16 protein-coding genes are annotated in these 23,283 nt (G+C 44.2%); 8 read left to right on the top strand and 8 right to left on the bottom strand.

All coding sequences use genetic code 11. From position 1 onward, the window contains the following. Positions 1–387 precede the first annotated feature (387 nt). Positions 388–3,462 (top strand): ribonuclease E, encoded by a 3,075-nt coding sequence (rne, locus tag L3V27_RS16275; RefSeq protein ID WP_237312337.1) that lies wholly within the window; start codon positions 388–390, stop codon positions 3,460–3,462. Positions 3,463–3,794: 332 nt separating this feature from the next. Next, positions 3,795–5,354, top strand: coding sequence for a SulP family inorganic anion transporter (locus L3V27_RS16280; RefSeq protein ID WP_005380840.1), 1,560 nt, complete (start codon positions 3,795–3,797; stop codon positions 5,352–5,354). A gap of 60 nt (positions 5,355–5,414) precedes the next feature. Here the strand turns inward: L3V27_RS16280 and L3V27_RS16285 are convergent, their stop codons facing one another. After that, positions 5,415–5,864, bottom strand: coding sequence for a low molecular weight protein-tyrosine-phosphatase (locus L3V27_RS16285; protein WP_048625762.1), 450 nt, complete (start codon positions 5,862–5,864; stop codon positions 5,415–5,417). Between the two features lie 117 nt (positions 5,865–5,981). Between L3V27_RS16285 and cobO the strand changes: the two genes are divergently transcribed. Then, a complete protein-coding gene (gene cobO, locus L3V27_RS16290; protein WP_005396966.1) occupies positions 5,982–6,587 on the top strand; it encodes a cob(I)yrinic acid a,c-diamide adenosyltransferase in 606 nt (201 codons plus the stop codon). Positions 6,588–6,649: 62 nt separating this feature from the next. On the opposite strand, the gene L3V27_RS16295 is transcribed toward cobO, so the two are convergent. From L3V27_RS16295 to apbC, 3 genes are all read right to left on the bottom strand, one after another. Then, on the bottom strand, positions 6,650–8,737 hold the full coding sequence (locus L3V27_RS16295; RefSeq protein ID WP_237312338.1) for an AsmA family protein: 2,088 nt from the start codon (positions 8,735–8,737) through the stop codon (positions 6,650–6,652). A gap of 188 nt (positions 8,738–8,925) precedes the next feature. Beyond that, complete coding sequence (gene udk / locus L3V27_RS16300; RefSeq protein WP_005396962.1) at positions 8,926–9,567, bottom strand: uridine kinase; 642 nt, start codon at positions 9,565–9,567, stop codon at positions 8,926–8,928. A gap of 180 nt (positions 9,568–9,747) precedes the next feature. Then, positions 9,748–10,824 (bottom strand): iron-sulfur cluster carrier protein ApbC, encoded by a 1,077-nt coding sequence (gene apbC, locus L3V27_RS16305; protein ID WP_237312339.1) that lies wholly within the window; start codon positions 10,822–10,824, stop codon positions 9,748–9,750. 162 nt (positions 10,825–10,986) lie between these two features. Here apbC and metG point away from each other — a divergent pair, with 162 nt between their 5' ends. After that, positions 10,987–13,062 (top strand): methionine--tRNA ligase, encoded by a 2,076-nt coding sequence (metG, locus tag L3V27_RS16310; RefSeq protein WP_237312340.1) that lies wholly within the window; start codon positions 10,987–10,989, stop codon positions 13,060–13,062. 210 nt (positions 13,063–13,272) lie between these two features. After that, on the top strand, positions 13,273–14,082 hold the full coding sequence (locus L3V27_RS16315; protein WP_237312341.1) for a hypothetical protein: 810 nt from the start codon (positions 13,273–13,275) through the stop codon (positions 14,080–14,082). Between the two features lie 119 nt (positions 14,083–14,201). Here the strand turns inward: L3V27_RS16315 and fadR are convergent, their stop codons facing one another. Continuing rightward, positions 14,202–15,041, bottom strand: coding sequence for a fatty acid metabolism transcriptional regulator FadR (gene fadR / locus L3V27_RS16320; protein WP_005396954.1), 840 nt, complete (start codon positions 15,039–15,041; stop codon positions 14,202–14,204). Positions 15,042–15,680: 639 nt separating this feature from the next. Here fadR and nhaB point away from each other — a divergent pair. After that, positions 15,681–17,267, top strand: coding sequence for a Na(+)/H(+) antiporter NhaB (nhaB, locus tag L3V27_RS16325; protein WP_005396952.1), 1,587 nt, complete (start codon positions 15,681–15,683; stop codon positions 17,265–17,267). A gap of 83 nt (positions 17,268–17,350) precedes the next feature. Next, complete coding sequence (dsbB, locus tag L3V27_RS16330; protein WP_085343546.1) at positions 17,351–17,887, top strand: disulfide bond formation protein DsbB; 537 nt, start codon at positions 17,351–17,353, stop codon at positions 17,885–17,887. Positions 17,888–17,978: 91 nt separating this feature from the next. On the opposite strand, the gene L3V27_RS16335 is transcribed toward dsbB, so the two are convergent. Continuing rightward, the gene (locus tag L3V27_RS16335; RefSeq protein ID WP_237312342.1) at positions 17,979–18,596 is read right to left on the bottom strand and encodes an SEC-C metal-binding domain-containing protein; all 618 of its coding nucleotides are present in this window, start codon (positions 18,594–18,596) and stop codon (positions 17,979–17,981) included. 170 nt (positions 18,597–18,766) lie between these two features. Here L3V27_RS16335 and dusC point away from each other — a divergent pair, with 170 nt between their 5' ends. Beyond that, positions 18,767–19,726, top strand: coding sequence for a tRNA dihydrouridine(16) synthase DusC (dusC, locus tag L3V27_RS16340; RefSeq protein WP_006742820.1), 960 nt, complete (start codon positions 18,767–18,769; stop codon positions 19,724–19,726). Between the two features lie 35 nt (positions 19,727–19,761). Here the strand turns inward: dusC and L3V27_RS16345 are convergent, their stop codons facing one another. Together L3V27_RS16345 and malZ are read right to left on the bottom strand one after the other, a co-directional pair. Beyond that, positions 19,762–21,237: a GGDEF domain-containing protein gene (locus L3V27_RS16345; RefSeq protein ID WP_237312343.1), complete on the bottom strand. Its 1,476-nt coding sequence runs from the start codon at positions 21,235–21,237 to the stop codon at positions 19,762–19,764. A 176-nt stretch (positions 21,238–21,413) separates the two neighbouring features. Continuing rightward, the gene (malZ, locus tag L3V27_RS16350) at positions 21,414–23,240 is read right to left on the bottom strand and encodes a maltodextrin glucosidase (protein ID WP_237312344.1); all 1,827 of its coding nucleotides are present in this window, start codon (positions 23,238–23,240) and stop codon (positions 21,414–21,416) included. Positions 23,241–23,283 lie beyond the last annotated feature (43 nt).

Raw genomic sequence — 23,283 nt, forward strand, 5'->3', positions numbered from 1 at the left:
GATAGCCACGCGCACTGCTATAGTTCACAGCTGCTAAGGAAGGTTTGGTTACATTTTATTCATTACCAATCATTTATCCTCAAGCAATGTGAGTAGATCGTTGAAGGTCGAGTGCAGCATTGGCGTGAGACACATCGAATTCAACACTCTTGCCACCCTACTCCTCGCATATTCACGTTGAGTACCTACCGCCCAAATAGCGGGTCACAAGTCTACGTTTCCAACAGAAACCACAAGAGGCTTGTGATGACTGAAGTGCCCGAGAGCATCCCCTTCCAGCCGGGAGGCTGCAAAATACAAGCCATGGGATCAGGCACCGTGAAAGAGCGAAAAAACAGTGGCAAGTCGACAAGAAAGATATAAAAGAAAAGACAACGAGAATTTTCAATGAAAAGAATGTTAATTAACGCAACTCAAAAAGAAGAGTTGCGTGTCGCTCTGGTTGATGGCCAGCGACTTTTCGATCTTGATATCGAGAGTCCAGGTCATGAATCTAAAAAAGCGAATATCTACAAAGGACGTATCACACGTATCGAACCAAGCTTAGAAGCCGCATTTGTTGATTACGGCGCCGAGCGTCACGGTTTCCTCCCTCTCAAAGAAATTGCCCGCGAATATTTCCCTGAAGGTTACACCTACCAAGGTCGTCCAAGCATCAAAGAAGTGCTAACGGAAGGCCAAGAAGTTATCGTTCAAGTGGAAAAAGAAGAACGTGGAAGCAAGGGCGCAGCTCTTACTACTTTCATTTCTCTTGCTGGTAGTTACCTTGTTCTTATGCCTAACAACCCTCGTGCTGGCGGTATTTCTCGCCGAATCGAAGGTGACGAGCGTACTCAACTAAAAGCCGCATTAAGTACTTTGGAACTGCCTCAGGGCATGGGCCTAATCGTACGTACTGCTGGCGTTGGCAAGAGTGCTGAAGAACTTGAGTGGGATTTGAATGTACTACTTAACCACTGGGGTGCAATCAAAGGTGCAGCGGACTCTAACCCTGCTCCATTCTTAATCCACCAAGAAAGTAACGTTATCGTTCGTGCAATCCGTGACTATTTACGTCGTGATATTGGCGAAATCTTAATTGACAGCAACACCATCTACGAACGTGCAAAAGAGCACATTCAATTGGTGCGCCCTGATTTCCTTAACCGCGTTAAGAAATATGAAGGCGAAGTTCCACTATTCAGCCACTACCAAATCGAAAGCCAAATTGAATCAGCTTTCCAACGTGAAGTGCGTCTGCCATCTGGTGGTTCTATTGTTATTGACCCAACCGAAGCACTAACGTCTATCGATATCAACTCTGCTCGTGCAACCAAGGGCGGCGATATTGAAGAAACAGCTCTAAACACGAACCTAGAAGCAGCCGACGAAATTGCTCGCCAGTTACGTCTACGTGACTTGGGTGGCTTAGTGGTTATCGACTTTATCGATATGACACCTGTTCGCCACCAACGAGAAGTAGAAAACCGTCTACGTGAAGCCGTTCGTCTTGATCGCGCTCGTGTACAAATCGGTCGTATTTCTCGCTTTGGTTTGTTGGAGATGTCACGTCAACGTTTAAGCCCTTCTCTAGCAGAAGCAAGCCACCACATCTGTCCTCGTTGTAGCGGTACTGGAGTCGTTCGCGACAACGAATCTCTAGCACTTTCTGTGCTTCGTTTAATCGAAGAGGAAGCACTGAAAGACAATACAGCGCAAGTTCTCGCAGTTGTACCTGTGCCAATCGCTTCTTACTTGTTGAACGAAAAACGTCGTTCAGTTAACCATATCGAACGCATTCAAGAAGTGAAGATTACGGTTGTTCCAAACTCTGACATGGAAACGCCGCACTTCGAAGTTATCCGTGTTCGTGAAGGTGAAGAGTTCGATCTGATTTCTTACCTACTTCCTAAAAAACTGGAAGCAATGAAAGAAGCGGAAGGTAAAGAGCCAGCGGAAGTTGACGTAAAACCTAAACGAATCGAAGAACCTGTTCTTAAAGGCTTTGCGGCTCCTTCTCAAACGGCACCTGCACCAGCAGCTAAACCTGCCCCTGAGGCGAAGAAGAAAGAACAGAAAGTTGAACAAGAAGAAAAACCTGGACTGTTCAGCCGTTTGTTTAAAGCACTTGGTAGTTTCCTATTCGGCGGTTCTGAAGAAGTAAAAGAAGAACCGAAACCTCAGGAAGAGAAAAAGCCAAATCGCGATAATCGACGCAACAAACGTGATCGCAATGATCGTCGTCGCAATAACAACCAACGCGATAATCGTGAGAACCGCGACAATCGTGATAACCGTGATAACCGACGTCGTCGTAAGCCTCGTGATGAGCAAGCGAATGAGCAAAACGAAGCTCAACAACAAACCAATAAACAGCAAAACCGCAACCAAAAGCGTAAGCCTAAAACTCAACAAGCAGATAAAGCCCAAGAGCAAAAAGCAAATGCAAAAGTAGCGGAAAAAGGCCTGCAGCTAGCGGCAGAAGCTCGAACTGAAACAAAACCAGAAGAGAGCAAACCAAAGCAACAAAACGCGAAAGCAGAAAAAGTGAAGGAGCGTCGTCAACGTCGAAAACTGAACAAGTCTGTACGCGTTAAAGACCAAGAAGCGGTTGAGAAGAAAGCAGAAGAAACGGCGGTTAAGACTCAAGAAACGGTTGAAACCAAAGTTGAGAAGCAAACAGAAGCAGCGGTAGAAGCACAACAAGACAACAAGCAAGCAGAGTCTAAGCAACGTCGTAACCGTCGTTCGCCACGTCACCTGCGTGCAAGCGGCCAGCGCCGTCGCCGTGGTCGCGATCGCCGTCCTAACCCGTTCCGCCTGCGTAAAGGTGGTGTAGCTTCTCCTGAGATGGCTATGGGTAAAGTAATGCCACGCTACATTCCGAAACCAGCACCTAAGAAAGAAGAGCAAGTTAAGGAAGAAACAGTAGCAGCAGTACCTACAATGCAAGGTGGTTTTGCTTGTCCAGAGATGGCTATGGGTAAAGTGATTATTCGCCGCGAGCAACCTGTTGTAACAGAAGCGCCAGTTGTTGAATCAAAGATTCAAGAAACAGTTGAAGCGAAAGTGGAAGCTCCAGTAGTAGAAGCACCTGTTGTGGAAGCAGTAATCGCAGAAAAAACTGAATCGGCAGTAGTAGAAACAGCTTCGGTAGAGCCTATCGTTGAAACTCCCGCGACTGAACCGGTTGATGCCATTGTAGAAACGGCACCTGCTGAAGAGCCTGTGGTTGAAGCAGCAAAAGAGATTGCAGCCGAAGCGCCAGTAGCTAAACCAGAGCCTAAAGTCGAAGCCATTAAAGTTGCGGCTAAGCTAAACGCTAGCGCACCGATGACGAAAGCACCTGGCCCTCAAGAGCTACGCGAAATCACGGTTGCAGCAGCACCGTTCAAAACCGAACGTTACCAAGCTAAAGGTGCGGGTAGCCAAGTGGCTAAAAACCGCGCATCAGCAGAGATGACAAAGCCTAACTTTAACTAGGCTAAATCATTACGTTCAACTGCTTAACGGCATAAATAAATTAAAGGCTACCATCTGGTAGCCTTTTTTATCTTCATATTTGCCCAATAAATTGTTCATATAAATACCAATTCGTGATCACATTTGTACGCCATTATTCGTATCATTCTTGAACTTAATCACACTTTTCGGTAGCATGCGCCGACTCAAGTTTTCGACACCATTCTGATGCTGCTCTTTTAATACTACGGTTTACACTGCAATGTTTGATTAGAAATCAACCACTCAGTGGCTTGTGCAAATACGAATATGTGTCGGGTTTAACTCATTGCAAAGAGAACTTAAAAACAAACATGTTCGAATTTCCCCAATTTTCTAAGCACTCCGTAAAAAATGATGTGCTATCAGGCTTAACCGTTGCGCTAGCATTGGTTCCTGAAGCTGTCGCATTTGCGTTCGTCGCAGGCGTAGATCCGATGGTCGGTCTTTACGCTGCATTCATCGTTGGTCTTATTACTTCCATTTTCGGTGGTCGTCCCGGCATGATCTCTGGTGCAACAGGTGCCATGGCAGTCGTAATGGTTTCGCTTGTCGCGACTCACGGTGTCCAGTACCTATTCGCAGCCATCATGCTCGCTGGTATACTTCAAATTGCCGCTGGTATGTTTAAATTGGGTAAGTTCATCCGTATCGTGCCTCACCCTGTGATGATTGGTTTTGTGAACGGTCTGGCTATTGTTATCTTCCTAGCTCAGTTGGGTCAGTTTAAAGCGCCAGATATCAACGGCATGCTTACTTGGCTACCACAAGACCAAATGCTACTAATGCTTGGTTTGGTTGCGCTAACTATGGCAATCATTCACTTTCTACCAAAAATCACAACGGCTGTACCCTCTTCACTTGTTGCAATCGTAACGGTGACTGCTTTAGTGGTTGGTTTGGATCTGGAAACTCGCACTGTTGTTGACTTCTTGCGTACAATGTCTGGTGATGAAGCGGCAACACTCGCAGGTTCACTGCCGACCTTCTCTATTCCGGCGGTGCCATTTACGCTAGAAACTCTACAAATCATTCTTCCATACGCGATCATTCTAGCGGCCATTGGTCTAATTGAATCTCTGCTAACGCTGACAGTTTTAGATGAGATGACGAACACTCGTGGTCAATCTAACCGCGAATGTATCGGTCAAGGTATGGCAAACATGACTTGTTCTGTGTTTGGTGCTATGGGTGGTTGTGCAATGATTGGTCAGTCGATGATCAACGTAAACTCAGGTGGTCGCGGTCGTCTATCTGGTATCGTTGCTGCTATCGCTCTATTGATGTTTATCTTATTCGCTTCTTCGCTAATTGAAATGATCCCACTCGCTGCTCTGGTTGGTGTGATGTTCATGGTTGTCATTGGTACATTCGAATGGGCAACATTTAAACTAGCGCGTCGCGTACCGAAGCAAGACTTCTTCGTTATTGTTCTTGTGACCGTTGTTACTGTTCTTACTGACCTTGCCGTTGCCGTAGCGGTTGGTGTTATCGTTTCTGCATTAATGTTTGCATGGCAGCACGCTAAGCACATCTATGCCGACACATGCTTAAACGAGGAAGGTTCAAAAGAGTACAAGATTCACGGTCCTATTTTCTTTGGTTCTGCCGCTAACTTCTTGGAGTTGTTTAACGCGCCTGAAGATCCAAAAGATGTGATTGTCGATTTTGCAGACTCTCGCGTGACTGATCACTCTGCAATTGAAGCGATTGAAACACTAGCAGAGCGTTACAATGCTCAAGGTAAAACGCTGCACCTTCGTCACCTAAGCCCAGATTGTCGTAAACTTTTGGACAAAGCTGGCAGCTTGGTTGAAATTAACGTGAAGGAAGACCCAAGCTACAAAGTCGCAACCGACATACTAGCGGGTTAACACGAATAAAAAGGGGTGAGCTCAGCTCATCCCTTTTTCTATTGTCTTCAAGCCCGGCGATTATAGCTTCTTCAAAATCGCGTCTGATGCCTCTTCGATTAAATCAAGCACCAGTTCAAAGCCATCTTCTCCACCATAATATGGATCAGGGACTTCGTCGTAACCTGACCCAGAATGACTTAAAAATAACGATACTTTGTGTCGATACTTCAATGGACAAATATCCAATAAATCGGCCAAATTTGCTTTATCCGCGGCTAATATAAGGTCAAACTTGTCAAAGTCATCAATGGTGACTTGGCGCGCTTGCATTCCTTTAAAAGAATAACCTCGCAGCTTTCCTGCTGCCATCGCTCTTGAATCCGGCCGGTTTCCTGCGTGATAGCCAATTGTACCTGCCGAATCAACCTCTACTTCAACGCCTAGTTTTTGAGCTTTGGCTCTTAACACTGCCTCTCCAGTTGGTGACCGACAAATGTTTCCCATACAAACAACAAGTATTTTCTTCATTTTATTCCCTGAATTATCGGTGGTTTTTCTTCACGATATGTTGGTCTATCATAGCGAGATAAATCTATGAACCCAAATTAGCTTGGGCACAACACGAAAAGGAATTGAGGAAGTATTATGTCTATCGAAGAAAATAAAGAAGCACGCCATAAGGCTCGCCAACAAAAAGTCAAAGAACAGGTAGACGCAAAAATTGCTGCTGCTCAAGAGGAAAAAGGTCTGCTACTGATCATTACCGGAAATGGTAAAGGTAAATCGACATCAGGATTCGGTACGATCGCACGCGCAGTGGGTCATGGTTTGAATTGTGCTGTCGCGCAGTTTATTAAAGGTACTTGGGACAACGGTGAGCGCAACCTACTTGAGAAACTCGGCGTTGAATTCCAAGTAATGGCAACCGGCTTTACATGGGAAACTCAAAACAAAGCCGCTGATACCGAAGCAGCGCAAGGCGTATGGCAAGAATGTAAGCGCATGCTCAAAGATGAATCTATCGATGTAGTTCTTTTTGACGAGCTGACGTACATGGTGAGCTACGGCTACATTGATTTAGACGAGGTCGTTGAAGCGCTGAACAACCGCCCTAAAATGCAGTCGGTTGTCATTACTGGTCGTGGCGCTCATCGCACTCTGATTGAAATGGCTGATACCGTTTCTGAAGTGAAGAATGTAAAGCATGCATTTGAGTCAGGCGTCAAAGCGCTGAAAGGTGTCGACTGGTAAAGCTCACCAGCAGAATTAAAAAAGGGTTGGCTAATGCCAACCCTTTTTGCTTTGGCTCGAATCTAATTGAATAGATTCTTTATCAAACCATCGACTGCTTCTTTGGTTTTTTCGTCTTTGATCTTGTCCGTTAGCTTCTCTACGCCACGATCGATTTCTTTCTGAGCTTTCTGCTTCAGAACATCATCGAATACGAGCTTGAATTTAGGATCCGCCCACTTACCAGACACATTGATTGGAATCGTGATATCTTTCAGCTCATCTATATCTTTACCGCCCTGGCCTTCTAGGCTGCCTACAACTGACGTGCTGATAGTAAAGTTAACAGTTTCATTGATGTAGTTTGCGGTGCCTTTACCACGAACACGGAGTAATGGAGACTGAGCTTGCATATTATCCGTTGATACGACACCTTTATTGAGCTTCAATGTCGCCGTCATCGCACTAAAATCTGTTTTCTTAACTTCATTGGTGCCTTCGACTTTTTGCCCTTTAAATTTCGCGTAGTTTTCACGAATCAATTGAGCAACGTTGATGCCATTTACCGCACCGTCAGCAAAATTGATAACAACCGTACCAGAAAGATTCTTCTTGATACCGGTAGGCGTGAGACTCTTACCGGTAACATTCACATCAATGTTACCCGTCCCTTCAAGCTTGTCGTTATCAGCGACATCAATAAGTAGCGGTTGAACTTTCACGCCTTTGATTGACTTTTTCACACTGTAAGTCGCTGGTGATTGGCGTGCATCTAACTTCGCTGTCGCTGAGATTGTGCCTTGGTACAGCTTCGAGCTAAATGAAGTAAGCTCAAATACGCCACGATTTACAGTGAAGCTCGTTTTTACCGCTTCCATCTTCGCATTTGCCGCTTTGAATTTGTCGATGGTAATGTCACCCTTTACATCTAACGTTTTCAACGCAGACAAATCAGGCTCAACCTCAGACCTAGCTGGAGCACTCTCGCCACCAGAAGCAGGCTTATTACCTTCGGCAGCTTGCTTATCTAACCCTAAGAACTCATCAAGATCGATATTTGGGCTGTGGAGAGCAAATCGTACTTTAGGAATATCACTGAGTGTCACATCAGCCTTACCATCTAAGGCGATAGCATTCGCTGTTAACTTCTCTAGGACAAAACTCAGGTGGTTTTTCGTCAGGTCGAAAGACAGATCAGACACCATGTCGACTTTCATCGGTGACTGAGGTAATGCATCGCCCTCAAAAGTCGATTTAAGAGTTAACTTATCCAACTGCACTTTGCTGATAGCCTTGTCCACGCTAAGTTGACCAGCACCCTGCATATCTAACTTCATACCACCAGCGTCGCCTTTCATGGCATAAGTCAGGTTATTTACTTTATCGAATTCAAACGTATCTAAACCGATCGTTGCCGATTCAATCTTATTGGCAGGGTCAGAGTATGTCGCATCAAAGTTGATGTTCTTTAGCGCGTAGTTTGCCAAACCTTTTTCTAGCTTAAAGTCGGCCTGACCTTTCGCTGTGAACTTTTGGTCATTCATTTCGCCCTTCACGCCAAAATCAGCCGTTGTCCAGTTGTCAAAAGCGAATTCGGAAAGGTTTAATGAGATATCATAAAGTTTGGTGTAACTACCGGCTTGCTTATCCTGCATTTCTAATGAGCCATTAGAAACCGTAACACCAGCAAGATTAATGCTCCAATCAGAGCCAGAAGGCTGCGTTTCACCATTTTGCGTAGGCGCAGTATCGCTCGCTTGCTCTGCTTGTTGTGTTTGGGCTTTCGTCAATGCATCAATATTCTTGCTGCCATCTTTCTTGGTTTCGATATAGAACTCAGCCCCATCAAGCGTGACGTTTCCAATTTCAAGCTGTTGACTAAAAAGTGGCATGACAGAGATATCTACACCAACGGTATCAACTTTGAATAAATTGGGTTTACTAAAGCCTTGTGGGTTTCGCAATTCTGTATGTCCCAACTCAAAGCCGATCGATGGGAAAAATTGCCAACTGATATCTCCTTCAATCACTAGTTCTAAACCGGTTTGCTTTTGCGCTTGCTCAACAATAAGGGGCTTAAACTGGTTAGGATTGACGAAGATGGTTAACGCTAAAATTGCGACCAAAATGACCACAATCGGTATTGCTAGAATTAAGAGCAGTTTCTTCATTTGTTTTTCCTTGCTCGAGTGTTTTTACAATTATAAGCGCAGACTCCATTTACCGCTGACAGTTCCACAAAAGCGTGAAAAATGTCTGGTTTTAACCTGCAACTGACTAATTTAAAAACAAAAAAAGAAGTGGCACTTAAGGTGCCACTTCTTCTCTTAAAAATAAAGCGATATAGCCGTCTAAAGGCTTAAGCTTTCAAAAGTCTTGCAATGTGAGCTTTTAATACATCGATTGCGATACGGTTTTTACCACCGCGAGGAACAATAATGTCCGCATATTGCTTAGAAGGTTCGATAAACTGCATGAACATCGGACGTACTGTTTGTTGGTACTGCTTGAGAACTGATTCCATAGTTCGGCCTCGTTCTTCCACGTCACGCTTAACACGACGAAGCAAGCAAATATCTAACGGTGTATCCATAAATACTGTCGCGTGCATCAAATCACGAAGACGAGGGTCAGTAAGAAGAAGGATACCTTCTAGAATGATCACCTTTTTAGGCGTCATTGTAGTCGTGTTACTTGTTCTTGTGTGTTCAGTGTAGCTGTACTCAGGTACTTCTACTGCTTCACCACGTACCAATTTTTCAAGGTGCTCACACAGTAGGTCGTGGTCCAACGCACTCGGGTGATCGTAGTTCGTCTTTACTCGCTCTTCCATGCTTAGGTGGCTTTGGTCGTTGTAGTAGCAATCTTCCGTGATGACACCGATTTGATGATCGCCTACTTTCGCGCGAAGCTCATTATAAATAGTGCTCGCGATCAGACTTTTTCCAGAAGCAGAAGCGCCAGCAATACCTACGATGACGCATTGATTATTATCAGACATTAGTTTGCACCCGATGATGATTTCTAGTCACATAAAAAGATAAACTGCCTGATTATAGGGAGTTCACCCCATAGTTACTAGCTGGAATTAGGGTTTAGTCATAAGTTTCTGCCTGCTCAGAGGATTAACCTCCGAGCAAACGTTAAAATGTGCAATTATCAACCAATAGGCATAGTAAACTTAGTTCACCATTGTAAAGCTAATCGCATCTGGTTTTGCTTTGCCTTGCCAAAACATCGTGCTACATACGCGATCGGCAAGCTGCTTGTAATACCCTGCATGCTCACTTTCTGGGCGCCTTGCTACTGTTGGCACGCCAGCGTCAATATCTTCTCGCATAGAGATATGAAGCGGAATTTGTCCTAGCAGTGCTAAGCCAAACTCTTGCGACATTTTTTCTGCACCACCCATGCCAAAAATATGCTCTTTCGCGCCACATTGACTACAAATGTGATAACTCATGTTTTCCACAACACCGATAACCGGGACATGGACTTTGTTAAACATTGCCGCTCCCTTTCTTGCATCGGCAAGCACCAAGTCTTGCGGTGTCGTGACTAACACACTACCTGTCACCGGAATCTGTTGTGACAACGTCAACTGTATATCACCCGTACCTGGCGGCATATCAATCACCAAATAATCTAAATCGGGCCAGTCTGTTTCCGTTAATAACTGCGACAACGCTTTTGAAGCCATTGGACCGCGCCATATTGCCGCTTCTGATTTGTCCACTAAATAGCCGATAGAGTGAGTATAGATGCCGTGAGCGAAAATGGGCTCCATCCACTTGCCATCACGAACTTCTGGTTTTGCATCTTCTTGCCCCAACATCATAGGTACAGACGGGCCATAGATATCCGCATCCAACAATCCCACTTTCGCCCCAGATTGAGCAATCGCCAACGCTAAGTTAACCGCAGTCGTTGATTTACCGACCCCACCTTTCGCAGAACTAACGGCAATGATGTTCTTAACACCTTTAACCGGATTGGCCACTTGAGTTTCTAATGCTTTAACTCCAAGGCGAATATTGAATGGGAATTCAGGCACTTTATCTGCGGTTTGTTGCTGTTTAATCCAGTCATGCAATATGGTTTGAAGCTCATTACTTGCGAATGGTAACGTTATCTCAACAGAACCTTGTGCCGTAATCGAAATTGCGCCATGAATATCTGCCCAATTTTCCACCAACTGTGGATGCTGGAATTGGTTAAACCAGTGACAAAAATCTTGTTTTGAAGTGAACTGATGCATAAGTCCTCCTTTTAGATGTCATGCTAACACCGTCCTGCCTCAACCAGAACCCCAAAAAAACTAAGGCATTCCGCAGTTTGACACCTTGGAGTTAGTGAGTTCATGGGGTAGTATTATCCATCAAAATTTATTTATACCTATCAAGAAAAGCGAATATTAAGTATGGCAAACGATCCAAGAAACTTTCCGTCAAGGAAAATGCTGGTAACTTGTGCCCTTCCGTACGCTAACGGTTCGATCCACCTTGGTCATATGCTTGAGCATATCCAAGCGGACATTTGGGTTCGTTACCAACGCCTACGCGGCAACACTGTAAACTTCATCTGTGCTGACGATGCTCACGGCACGCCAATCATGCTTAAAGCGCAACAGATGGGTATTACTCCTGAAGAAATGATTGCCGCAGTTAGCGAAGAGCACCAGAAAGACTTTGCTGGCTTTGATATCAGCTTTGATAACTACCACAGCACACACTCAGATGAGAACCGTGAGCTAGCGTCACACATTTATCTTGAGCTGAAGAAAAACGGCTTTATCTCTAGCCGCACTATCTCTCAGCTGTTCGACCCAGAAAAAGAGATGTTCTTACCGGACCGTTTCGTAAAAGGTACGTGTCCAAAATGTAAGTCAGAAGACCAGTACGGTGACAACTGTGACAACTGTGGCGAGACTTACAGCCCAACAGAACTGATCAATCCTAAATCTGCGGTTTCTGGTGCGACGCCAGTAATGAAAGATTCTGAGCACTTCTTCTTCGACCTGCCTCAGTTTGAAAGCATGCTAAAAGAGTGGACTCGCTCTGGCTCGCTACAAGCTGAAACCGCGAACAAGATGCAAGAATGGTTCGAATCTGGTTTGCAGCAATGGGATATCTCACGTGATGCGCCATACTTTGGCTTCGAAATCCCAGGAGAGAAGAACAAATTCTTCTACGTATGGCTAGACGCACCTATCGGCTACATGGGCTCTTTCAAAAACCTATGTGACAAGCGCGACGACCTAGATTTCGACGAGTACTGGAAAAAAGACAGCTCAGCAGAGCTGTACCACTTCATCGGTAAAGACATCGTTTACTTCCACAGCCTATTTTGGCCAGCAATGCTAGAAGGTTCTGGCTTCCGCAAGCCTAACAACGTATTCGTACACGGTTACGTAACCGTAAACGGCGCGAAAATGTCGAAGTCTAAAGGTACTTTCGTAAAAGCAAGCACTTACCTAGAGCACCTAGACCCTGAATGTCTACGTTACTACTACGCGGCGAAGCTAAACAGCCGTATCGACGATCTAGATCTTAACCTTGAAGACTTCACTCAGCGTGTAAACGCTGACGTTGTTAACAAGATCGTTAACCTAGCATCGCGTAACGCAGGCTTCATCGCAAAACGTTTTGAAGGCAAACTGTCTGACAACTTTGCAGAGCCTGAGCTTTACAACGAATTTTTTGCTGCGGCTGACCGTATTGCTGAGCTTTACGAAACACGTGAATTTGGTCGTGCAATCCGTGAAATCACGGCATTGGCAGACAAAGCTAACCAATACATTGATGAAAAAGCACCGTGGGTTGTAGCAAAAGAAGAAGGCAAAGATCAGGAGCTACAAGACATCTGTTCTGTCGGTATCAACCTGTTCCGTGTACTGATGACTTACCTGAAACCAGTAATGCCTGCGCTAGCTGCACGTACTGAAGCATTCCTAAACCAAGAGCTGACTTGGGAAAACATCGCTGCGCCACTAACAGGCCACGAGATCACTAAGTTCAAAGCACTGTTCAACCGTATCGATCCGAAGAATGTTGAAGCGATGATCGAAGCATCTAAAGAAGATGCGGCGGCAGAAATGGCGGCGAAAGAGAAAGCAGAAGCGGAAAAGAACAAGGCTAGCCAAACTGAGCTAGACAAAGAGCCAATCGCTGAAGAGATTGAGTTCGACGCTTTTGCAGCAGTAGATATGCGTATCGCTCGTATCATCTCTTGTGAAGAAGTGCCAAAAGCAAACAAACTGCTTAAGTTCCAACTGGACATCGGTGGTGAAACTCGTCAAGTGTTCTCTGGCATCAAGTCAGCGTACAAACCTGAAGAGCTAGAAGGCAAACTAACGGTAATGGTAGCAAACCTAAAACCTCGTAAGATGAAGTTTGGTATGTCAGAAGGCATGATCCTAGCCGCTGGCCCTGGTGGTAGCGACCTGTGGATCCTTGAGCCACACGAAGGCGCTCAACCTGGCATGCGCGTAATGTAAGTTGTAGCTTTACGATCAAATTTAAAAAGTCCTCGCCAGTTCAGCGGGGACTTTTTTTGACTGAATTCACACTTTTGGGGAGTTTGCGCACCAAACTTGTACAGCACCTTTCCCATCATAAGTCTAACTTACTGTTTTAATGGAAGTTAATTAGTGGCATCAAAACTGCAATCTTCCTTGTTAGGTCCAAACACTAACAAGGAGTGGGTTATGTTTGTTTTGATTTCCACACTATTGTCCATCGCCATTTTAGCCGGAATATATCACTTATCTTCTAAACGAGAGCAGCAACATGCGCGCAAATATCAGCTGTTAACATTGTTGCGAGATGTTGTTCATCTGCTGAGACACCACCGAGCTGCTACTCACTACTCGCTTCAGTTCCAACAAAACGATCAACAAAAATTGGACGCTCTTCATGATGCTCTGACTAACAAGCTGCATCTTTTAGTCGAAACCTCACGGTTTGAAAACAAACCCATGTATCGCGTATTACAGATTAAAGTAGGGAAACTACTTGAACAATGGAATGACCATAGTGTTGCAAGAAACCAGATGGAGCATGGTAAGTTAATTCGTCATTGCTTGTTCTTGATGGATGAAGTCACGATTGCTTGGTTAGCGGTAGAACAACGAGATGATCTACATAATGAGTACCACATGAACTGGCAAAACATTATGGATAGCTTGGAGACCCTGACTCAGTTACGAATCAGCATTCAAGATTTAGGAGAGCAAGGCGGAAATGAGCGTTTCACAAATTACGCATCGGTTATGACACGTAAGCTAAATCAATTAGCAGTTATCGCTCCGCTTAGTATCGTTTCTCCTGCTTCCACACGCTCAATACAGACATTAAATAACTATGTGACAGGAAGTCATGTCGATTTAACAGAAGCAGAGCTTTATGGAGTCACATCAGACTTATCGTTGACCATCTTCAATACTTACGACCACGTTCTTTCAGACATCGTTGAAGCATTGTATCTACCGTTGCCCAAACTCTCTGTAGCAAGATAAGCTCTATACAATGCCGTGCCAATTGTCACAACAGGAACGTAACTGGTATCTATAGGTAAAAACAAAAAAACCGCAGACCTTAGGTTCTGCGGTTTTTCATTCATCTAACTTCTCAGCGCTTAGCTGTCATCTTCTGTGAAGTTCGTTGGTAATTGCTTTTTCATCTCGTTCCAGATTAGCGCGCTTTCCATACCATAGTGACGAATCACAACTGGCAGTTGTTCACGCTGACCACTTTCACAAGTTTCTAGCAACTGATGGTAAAACTTCAGCGCTAGCTCACGAGAAGCTGGGTTTGAGAAGTAATAGCTACCAACGCGATCATAGAGCTTCTTCAAGCCATTAAAAATCAAACCGTAAATCTGATTCCCTGAATGGAATGCTAGGCGTTGGAACAACATGTAGTCGTAAAAGTTGAACGTTTTAGCAATCAAGATTTCTTGACGCTTCGCTTCATCTTTCTCGTTGTCTTCTTTCACGTTCTGTAAGACTTTCTCAGCATAAGGTGAAGAAGCGATGAAATCGTCCCAAGAAGCAGCATTCATTAAAGCTTCACAAGATTCAATTACATTCTTGATCGTGCGCTCAGAGTTCTCTTTATTTGCTTTAAATGCATAACGCATAAAGATAGGGCTGATGTTGGTACGTGCTGCAAGCAAATCTTCTACAATGTTTGTTGCGTTATCTACATCCAACGTCATCAACGTATCCAAAATATGCAGACCAGAGGTCTCCATAAATTGGTTTACCTTCGTTGGTTTACCGTGTTGGATTGTTAACCAACCATCACGGGCTAGTCGTTGAAGAACCTCTCGTAAAGTCGTTCGAGTAACACCAATTAGCTCAGACAGCTCGCGTTCAGCAGGTAAAATAGAGCCAGGAGGAAAACGGCCGTTCCAAATGCTCTCGATAATATATTTTTCTGCGAATCCCGCAGGGCTTTTCGCCTTTATGACCATTCTACTTTTTATCCAATATTGATTTCTGAGGGTCGATACTACTCATCATACCACTACTTAACGGTTTGAGAAAATTTACGATCAATAATTGAAACGATTCCACAATATAGAGTTAATACTCTATATGTTATGTCAATCTAGGACGGTCTGACGTGCGAGTGAAAGCGGTAAAATCTTAATTTTCGTTTAATTAAACAGCTCACAAATTGCGGAGAAATAAAGACTACTGCGTCACAATTTTATATTCAAAATATGAAAAATTACTTTGTATATCACAGTTAATATTCTTTCTTAATTTGCCTTTTCTCGTCACTGACCGTCATTTAAAATCCAAGAGGATTTTTTTGAGCCTTTCATGATATAGTAACGCCGTTTTGATCGCGTTATTACATTTAAAAAGTCATTTTAGTCGGTAGCATCACGTTTTGTTATTGACTAATAAATGCCTGAGTGTAGAGTTTGCGGTCGAAAGTGAGCGGTGCTTGAGTTCAGGGGAAGTAACTTGGCAAGACTGCAATAAACAAAGGATTGTTGTTTTACTAAGTTATTGTTTTAAAAGACTAGTTAATAAGTCTAACAAACAGATACTTAAGCACTATTGTAGTGTCTATTCATAATTTTGTTATAAAGAGAATTATCATGCCGATATCGCTCGGAAACGCTTTTATCAAGAACTTTCTTGGTAAAGCGCCTGATTGGTACAAAGTTGCCATTATAGCCTTCTTAATAATTAACCCGATTGTATTCTTCCTAATAAACCCATTTGTTGCTGGGTGGTTGCTGGTTGCTGAATTTATTTTCACGCTTGCAATGGCATTAAAATGCTACCCATTACAACCTGGTGGTTTACTTGCTATTGAAGCCATCGCTATCGGCATGACTAGCCCTGCGCAAGTTAAGCACGAGTTGGTGGCAAATATTGAAGTATTACTGCTTCTGGTATTTATGGTTGCGGGCATCTACTTCATGAAGCATTTATTGCTGTTCATTTTTACCAAAATTTTACTTGGTATTCGCTCCAAAACCCTCCTATCACTTGCGTTTTGCTTTGCCGCTGCATTTTTATCTGCGTTTTTGGATGCTTTGACGGTTATCGCCGTTGTTATCAGTGTGGCGATCGGTTTCTACTCTATCTACCACAAAGTGGCGTCAGGTAACCCGATTGGTGACCATGACCACACACAAGATGACACGATCACTGAGCTAACGCGTGATGACTTAGAAAATTACCGCGCCTTTTTACGCTCATTGTTGATGCACGCTGGTGTAGGTACTGCGTTAGGTGGCGTAACCACTATGGTGGGTGAACCTCAGAACTTAATTATTGCAGACCAAGCGGGTTGGTTATTTGGTGAATTCCTAATCCGTATGTCTCCAGTGACGCTACCCGTATTTTTCTGCGGTCTCATCACTTGTGCTCTAGTCGAAAAGCTTAAAGTGTTTGGCTACGGTGCAAAACTTCCTAACAACGTTCGTCAAATCCTCGTTGACTTTGACAATGAAGAGCGCAAAACGCGTACCAATCAAGACGTTGCAAAGCTATGGGTTCAAGGGCTTATTGCTGTTTGGTTGATCGTGGCATTAGCCTTGCACTTGGCGGCGGTAGGCTTAATTGGTCTTTCAGTGATCATCTTAGCGACGGCTTTCACTGGCGTCATTGAAGAGCATTCCATGGGTAAAGCGTTTGAAGAGGCTCTGCCTTTCACTGCACTACTTGCGGTATTTTTCTCGATCGTTGCGGTAATCATCGACCAAGAGTTGTTTAAACCAGTTATCGACGCGGTGCTTGCCGTTGAAGATAAAGGCACTCAGTTAGCTTTGTTCTATGTCGCGAATGGCTTACTATCAATGGTGTCGGATAACGTATTCGTCGGTACGGTTTACATAAATGAAGTAAAAACAGCACTCATTGAAGGTCTCATTACTCGCGAGCAGTTCGACTTACTGGCAGTCGCTATCAACACTGGTACTAACCTACCATCTGTTGCTACGCCAAACGGTCAAGCGGCATTCCTATTCCTACTCACCTCGGCTCTCGCTCCATTAATTCGTCTGTCTTACGGTCGAATGGTTATCATGGCGCTGCCTTACACCATCGTTCTTGCGATTGTCGGTCTAATGGGCATTATGTTCTTCCTAGAGCCTGCAACGGCTTCTTTCTACGATGCAGGCTGGATTTTACCTCATAGTGGTGATCTAACTCCCGTAGTCTCCGGCGGTCACTAAAATTTGAGTTGATTAGGAAACTTATCCACGTTAAAAAGCTCTGAGTATTCAGAGCTTTTTCTATTTCAGACAGGAACAAAAACGTGACTATTTTAAATTCACTTAACCAGTTTTCGAAGGGACGCTTATCGTGGCTGCTGCTTCTGCTATTCGTCGTTTTCTTTGAAGCATGTGCCCTCTATTTTCAGCACGTCATGATGCTTGCACCATGTGTCATGTGTATCTACGAACGAGTCGCGATGATGGGAGTGGGTGTCGCTGCAATCGTTGGTCTTATGGCACCAAATAACCCAGTTTTCCGTTGGCTAGGTTTGATTGGCTGGGGATTAAGCTCTTACAAAGGACTGTTGCTTGCTCAGCAGCACGTTGATTATCAGTTTAACCCATCACCATTCGCGACTTGTGATTTATTCGTAACATTCCCTAGTTGGGCTCCGCTTAATCAGTGGGCTCCTTGGATGTTCGAAGCATACGGCGATTGCTCGAAGATTGTTTGGCAATTCCTCGATTTATCAATGCCACAATGGTTAGTAGTTATTTTCGCGGGCAATTTAATTGCTTTAGCATTAATTGTGATCGCACAATTCTTCCCAGCAAGACGCACTAATCCGATTCGTTAATCCTTCAGAGAAATGATAACGAAAAAAGCCGACCAGATGGTCGGCTTTTTACTGAGTAAACATCGCGGCTATTTAACTTAACCACGTTAACTCAACCACGTGATTGACCACAACACTGCTTGAACTTTTTGCCGCTCTCACAAGGACAAGGATCATTGCGCCCGATACCTTTGAATGGGTTTAGGCTTTGAGCCTTATTGCCTACCATCAACTCATCCGCGCCTAACGCCACTTCACCAACCATCAAATCAAGCTGGTCGACCAAGTCTGCAAGAGCTGGAGGCGTTTCAATACCGGCGTCGCGCATCTGTTGCTGCGTTGCCGACTCATCGATAGCCAGCATCAAAGTGGTCAGTAATGCTTGTAGCATACGTTGTAATCCATCATTGAGCTCAACGTCTTGCCATTGTTCTTCAATCATTGGCCAAACAGACATAAAGCCTTCGGCAAAATCAGCAAGTTGCTCAGGTTCTTTGCCTGTTAGCTCTAGCACGGAATATTCGTTTCGTTGAATTCGGTTGTGCTGCTTGTGAATTTGCTCTTCTACTGCCGGTTGAATCGCTTTGAATTCTTCACCTAATAGCGGCTCTAACCACTTTTCAGGAGCGAGTGGTTTTGTCGTCAGATTCGCAGCGAGCACTGCGCCTTCGATAAATAGGCAAGATTCATCGATGTGAATTTCGCCTTTCTCAATCAATGTGTATTGCATGACATCTGGTTTCCCATAAATTTGGCGGCATTATACCTCAGAGCATAAAAGCACGTAACCGGGAGTTGCGAGTTTGACTGTATTGAGTGCTTTGAGTCTTTTAATGACAAACTTAGCTTACATCGCTACAATCGCCCTCCTTTTTATCACCAAACTGTATTAGGCAAACTATGCGAGTTGTACTAGGCCCAATGGAAGGCGTTTTAGATCATTTGATGCGCCAAATCCTGACCGAGATAAACGACTATGACCTATGTGTTACGGAATTTGTTCGAGTCATCGACCAGTTATTGCCCGATCATGTATTTCACCGTTTATGCCCGGAGCTGTTGCAAGGTTCTCAAACCGCATCAGGTGTGCCAGTACATGTGCAATTATTAGGACAAGAACCAAACTGGATGGCTGAGAACGCAATTAAAGCGGCGAGCCTAGGCGCCAGAGGCATCGACATAAATTTTGGTTGCCCAGCCAAAATGGTCAATAAAAGTAAGGGCGGTGCTGCTCTACTTCAGCATCCTGAGCTAATTCACCGTGTGGTAAAAGCTTGTCGAGAAGCCGTTCCAGAGGCAATCCCCGTAACTGCAAAAATTCGTCTTGGCTGGGAAAACCCTGAAGATTGCTTTGAAATTGTTGATGCCATTCAATCTGCTGGTGCAAATGAACTCACCGTTCACGCTCGGACTAAGCAGGGTGGTTACAAAGCGTCTGAGATAAAATGGGATTACATCAACCAAATTCGCGAACGTTTTGATATTCCGCTTATTGCGAATGGCGAAATTTGGAATTATGAAGATGGTCAACGTTGCATTGAAACGACTGGCGTTGACTCTTTGATGGTGTGCCGCGGCGCTTTCAATATCCCTAACTTGGGCAACATGGTAAAACACAACCACCAGCCAATGTCATGGCCCGAGGTGGTTGAGCTACTGATCTACTACTCCAAGTTTGAGATGAAAGGCGACAAAGGTTTGTACTATCCAAACCGCGTAAAACAATGGTTCTCTTACTTACGTCAGGCCTATCCTGAAGCAAAAGATCTATTCAGAGAAATCCGAACGTTTAACAAAGCCGCGCCGATTGTTGAGCATATTCAACGTTATCGTGATGAGTTAAATTCTCAGGTTGCATAAAACCTGAGCATTGCAAAGGGCGAACTGCTCGCCCTTTAAGCGCTTAGATCTTCGTAGCAAATCTTATTTTTGCCTGTACTCTTGGCTTGATATAACTTTTCATCTGCCGCTTTAAATAACTCATCAAAGCTTTCCACTCGGTTCTCTTTACTGAACACCACACCGCCAGAGATCGTAAAACCTTCTTTAGTCACGCGTGTCGAGCGTTCGTCTATGGCTTTTTTTACCCGCTCTAGAATCAGCTTAATGCCTTCCGAGTCTTCGTCGTAAATCGCCAACACGAACTCTTCGCCACCAAATCTTGAGGCGACATCGGTGTGGCGAATATTTTCACGTATACATTTTGCAACTAGCTGAATCGCAGAGTCGCCTACATCATGACCATAGGTATCATTGATCTTCTTGAAGTTATCAATATCGAACACTGCTAATGCAACCTGTTTTTTCGTCATCTTATTGCGCCACACGGTTTGCATTCCTCGACGGTTCAACAAGCTCGTCATCGGATCTCTGGCGGCGAGATCTTTAAAATAACGTCGCTCACTATGCATATTCACATAGAACAATACGACTGTGCTCAAAACGTAAATAGAGATCGCAACAATAAGGCTGTATTTTTCAAACACCGCTAGGTTCTTAGCTTCATCCCAAAGGTTGTACTCGTAATACATGCTGTGATTCGCACTCAATCGCTCTAACTCGACTGGTTTGATACGTGTACTGTTTGAAGGAATGGATTGTAAATTGGAAACCAAATGAAACTTACCAACAAGACCTTGCGACGAAGCCATCAACGCATTGACATCAAAATCAATGGACAGCACACCTTGATGCCTCCCTTTTTCGTAAACAGGCACCGTCATACTAATGATTTGACCTTCCATCGAATCCAACATCGGCCCAGGTCCGGCCAAGGTGATGTTCACTTTATCTTGTGCGGTTTTTTGCCAAAATGGGCGCGCTTTTAGCGTTGACCAAAGCTCTCTAGTGAAGTTTTTCGCGTACGTGTCAGGAGACGAAATGACGTAACCACGTTTATCGATGTAATGAATACCAACGATATGGGATTCAATATCGTGCAGAAAAGACAATGACGGCGCAAAACCCGCCTTTTGTTCAGCTAATTGGTTAATCGTTGAACCTTGCTGACATAAGCTTTCATCGCCCACAATCATGTAATCAAGATCAACCGCAGGTAACCCCTCACTGTAGACACTCTCTAGCAACAAGACGTCTATCGGCCAAATATAACAAAGCCCCTTTTTGACTAAAGAATTGTGCTCTTCAGACAATGGGTTAGCGTAATTCGTATAGTTAGTAAAACTATAATCTAAGGCGGTGAGGACTTTAATACCACGGGACATGGCACGATCAATACGTGCATACTCAGAATCAATATAGCGATTGACCGCATCGTAGTAGTTTTTTGTCGTAACAAGCAAAACCACGACAAATAATGCGAGGGGAAAAAAGATGACAAATGAGAGACTAAATCGCCTTTGGTTAACCATTGAGTACCATGTATGTGAAAGGTAGATCGTCTCTTATCAAACAATGGGATTACGCTGTCTTATCAACTGGCAATGCGTAGTGCGCATCGCCAGATAATCAGATAACCAACAAATGTGTGCGCATTGTAGGAGACTGTTTATATATTAAAGAAGTTTAATCAATATAGAATGTAGTGTCACTTCAGTTGCCATAATTTGAAGCTCTGTGCAGGTATATTGACAGAAAGATGACCCTTATAATCAATAAGTTCGCGTCCATCAAGCAGTGACGAAAGATGGGTAGCCTCCAAACCAAGTTGCCACAGAGGCAAGTCAATTGAACACTCATCGCCACTTAGATTCATCACAACAACGATCGCTTCACTTCCAAGTACGCGCGCATAAGCCAGCTCGTTGGTATCGCAATGCAGCCATTGAATACTACCAGACTGTAAAGACTTGTACTGTTTACGTATCGAAATACATTGCTTGTAAATCAACAGCCATGCTGAGTTTTCGATTTCATTCCAAGGGAAACAGCGACGATTATCCGGGTCCAGCCCTCCTTCTAGTCCGACTTCACTCCCATAGTAAATACAAGGTGTACCGACGTATGTCATGAGAAGAGCAAGTGCGATGTTCATTTTACGCTTATCACCATCAACCAGTGTGATAAAACGAGCAGTATCATGACTATCGAGTTGATTTAGCTGCGATAGCTGATTCGAAAATGGAATTTTTGCTCTGGCTTCGTCCAACCATGCTTTAAACTCCAAACCATCAATGTTGATTGGTTCATACATAATATCTTGCTGCGCGATAAAAGCTCGAACTGGATGAGCAAAACCGTAGTAGTTCATCGCCCCATCCTCTTGATCACCTTGCAGCCACTGTGTTGCTTCAAAAAAGTGCTCACCTAGCACATAGGCATTCGGATTGACTGACTTCGTCGCATGGCGAAACGCTTCAACATAATGAGCATTGTTTTTCGCTCCCTCTCCTTCGCCAAGCATATGAATGACATCAAATCGCCAACCATCGACTGAGTATGGTGGCTTAAGCCAGTGCTTAATGACAGATGCTTCGCTTTGATAGATATAGTCACGCACTTGTTCATTTTCGAAGTTCAGAACCGGTAAGTTACCAATGCCCTTCCAACCAATATAGTGATTGGTTTCGCCTTCAAAAAAGTAGTAATCGCGGAACTTTGACTGCGGGTTGCTATACGCCCCTTCTCCTTTTTGTTGGATATCAAACCAAGGATGATGGACTGACGTGTGGTTAAACACCGCGTCTAAGACAATCTTCATATTCTTATCACGAATCTTCTCACACAGTTCCGCAAACTGAGCATTGGTGCCAAACATAGGATCAACAGTGAAGTAATCAGTGGTGTCGTATTTGTGGTTACTTGGTGAAGAAAAAATCGGATTGAAGTAAAGCGCTGTTACACCGAGCTGCTCAAGATAATCCAACTTCTGCTCTACACCTTTGAGATCGCCGCCAAAAAACTCTCTTGCTCCTGTATTTTTGTGAGAGCCTACCGCGTCTCCCCAAGCCTTGACGACCGATGCAGAATCATACTGAGCATAAGCGTGGCGAATATCAGACTCACTTTTACTAGCAGAAAAACGGTCAGGAAAGATTTGATAGAACACTTGCTCTTGGACCCAGCTTGGTGGTTGATGATTTACATTCAACTTAAAGTGGAACTCTTTGGGTGGAATACGTTTTTGCACACCTCGCGCATCGAGCCAGTATTGTTGTCCGTCTTTGAGGAGCTTAAACACATAATGTGTGACATCTCGATCTCGGTTTGGTCGGAACGAGGCTTCCCATAGTAACAATTCCCCAGCTGTTCCAATTTGAGCCATGTCGACCAGATATTCTTCATTGTCCGGCTCAATACGCACATAAACGGAATCAAAATCCAATGTCTCGGTTTTCAGTCTGACTGTGACTTGCTCTTGATTAAAAGCTAAACCATCAATAGTTTGACTATGAAAAATAAATGGCAGGTTCATTATGGGCACTCCTCGTCATCGGATATGCCACTATGTTATTGGA

The sequence above is a fragment of the Vibrio sp. J2-3(2022) genome, from assembly GCF_021725735.1.
Lineage (GTDB): Bacteria > Pseudomonadota > Gammaproteobacteria > Enterobacterales > Vibrionaceae > Vibrio > Vibrio diabolicus.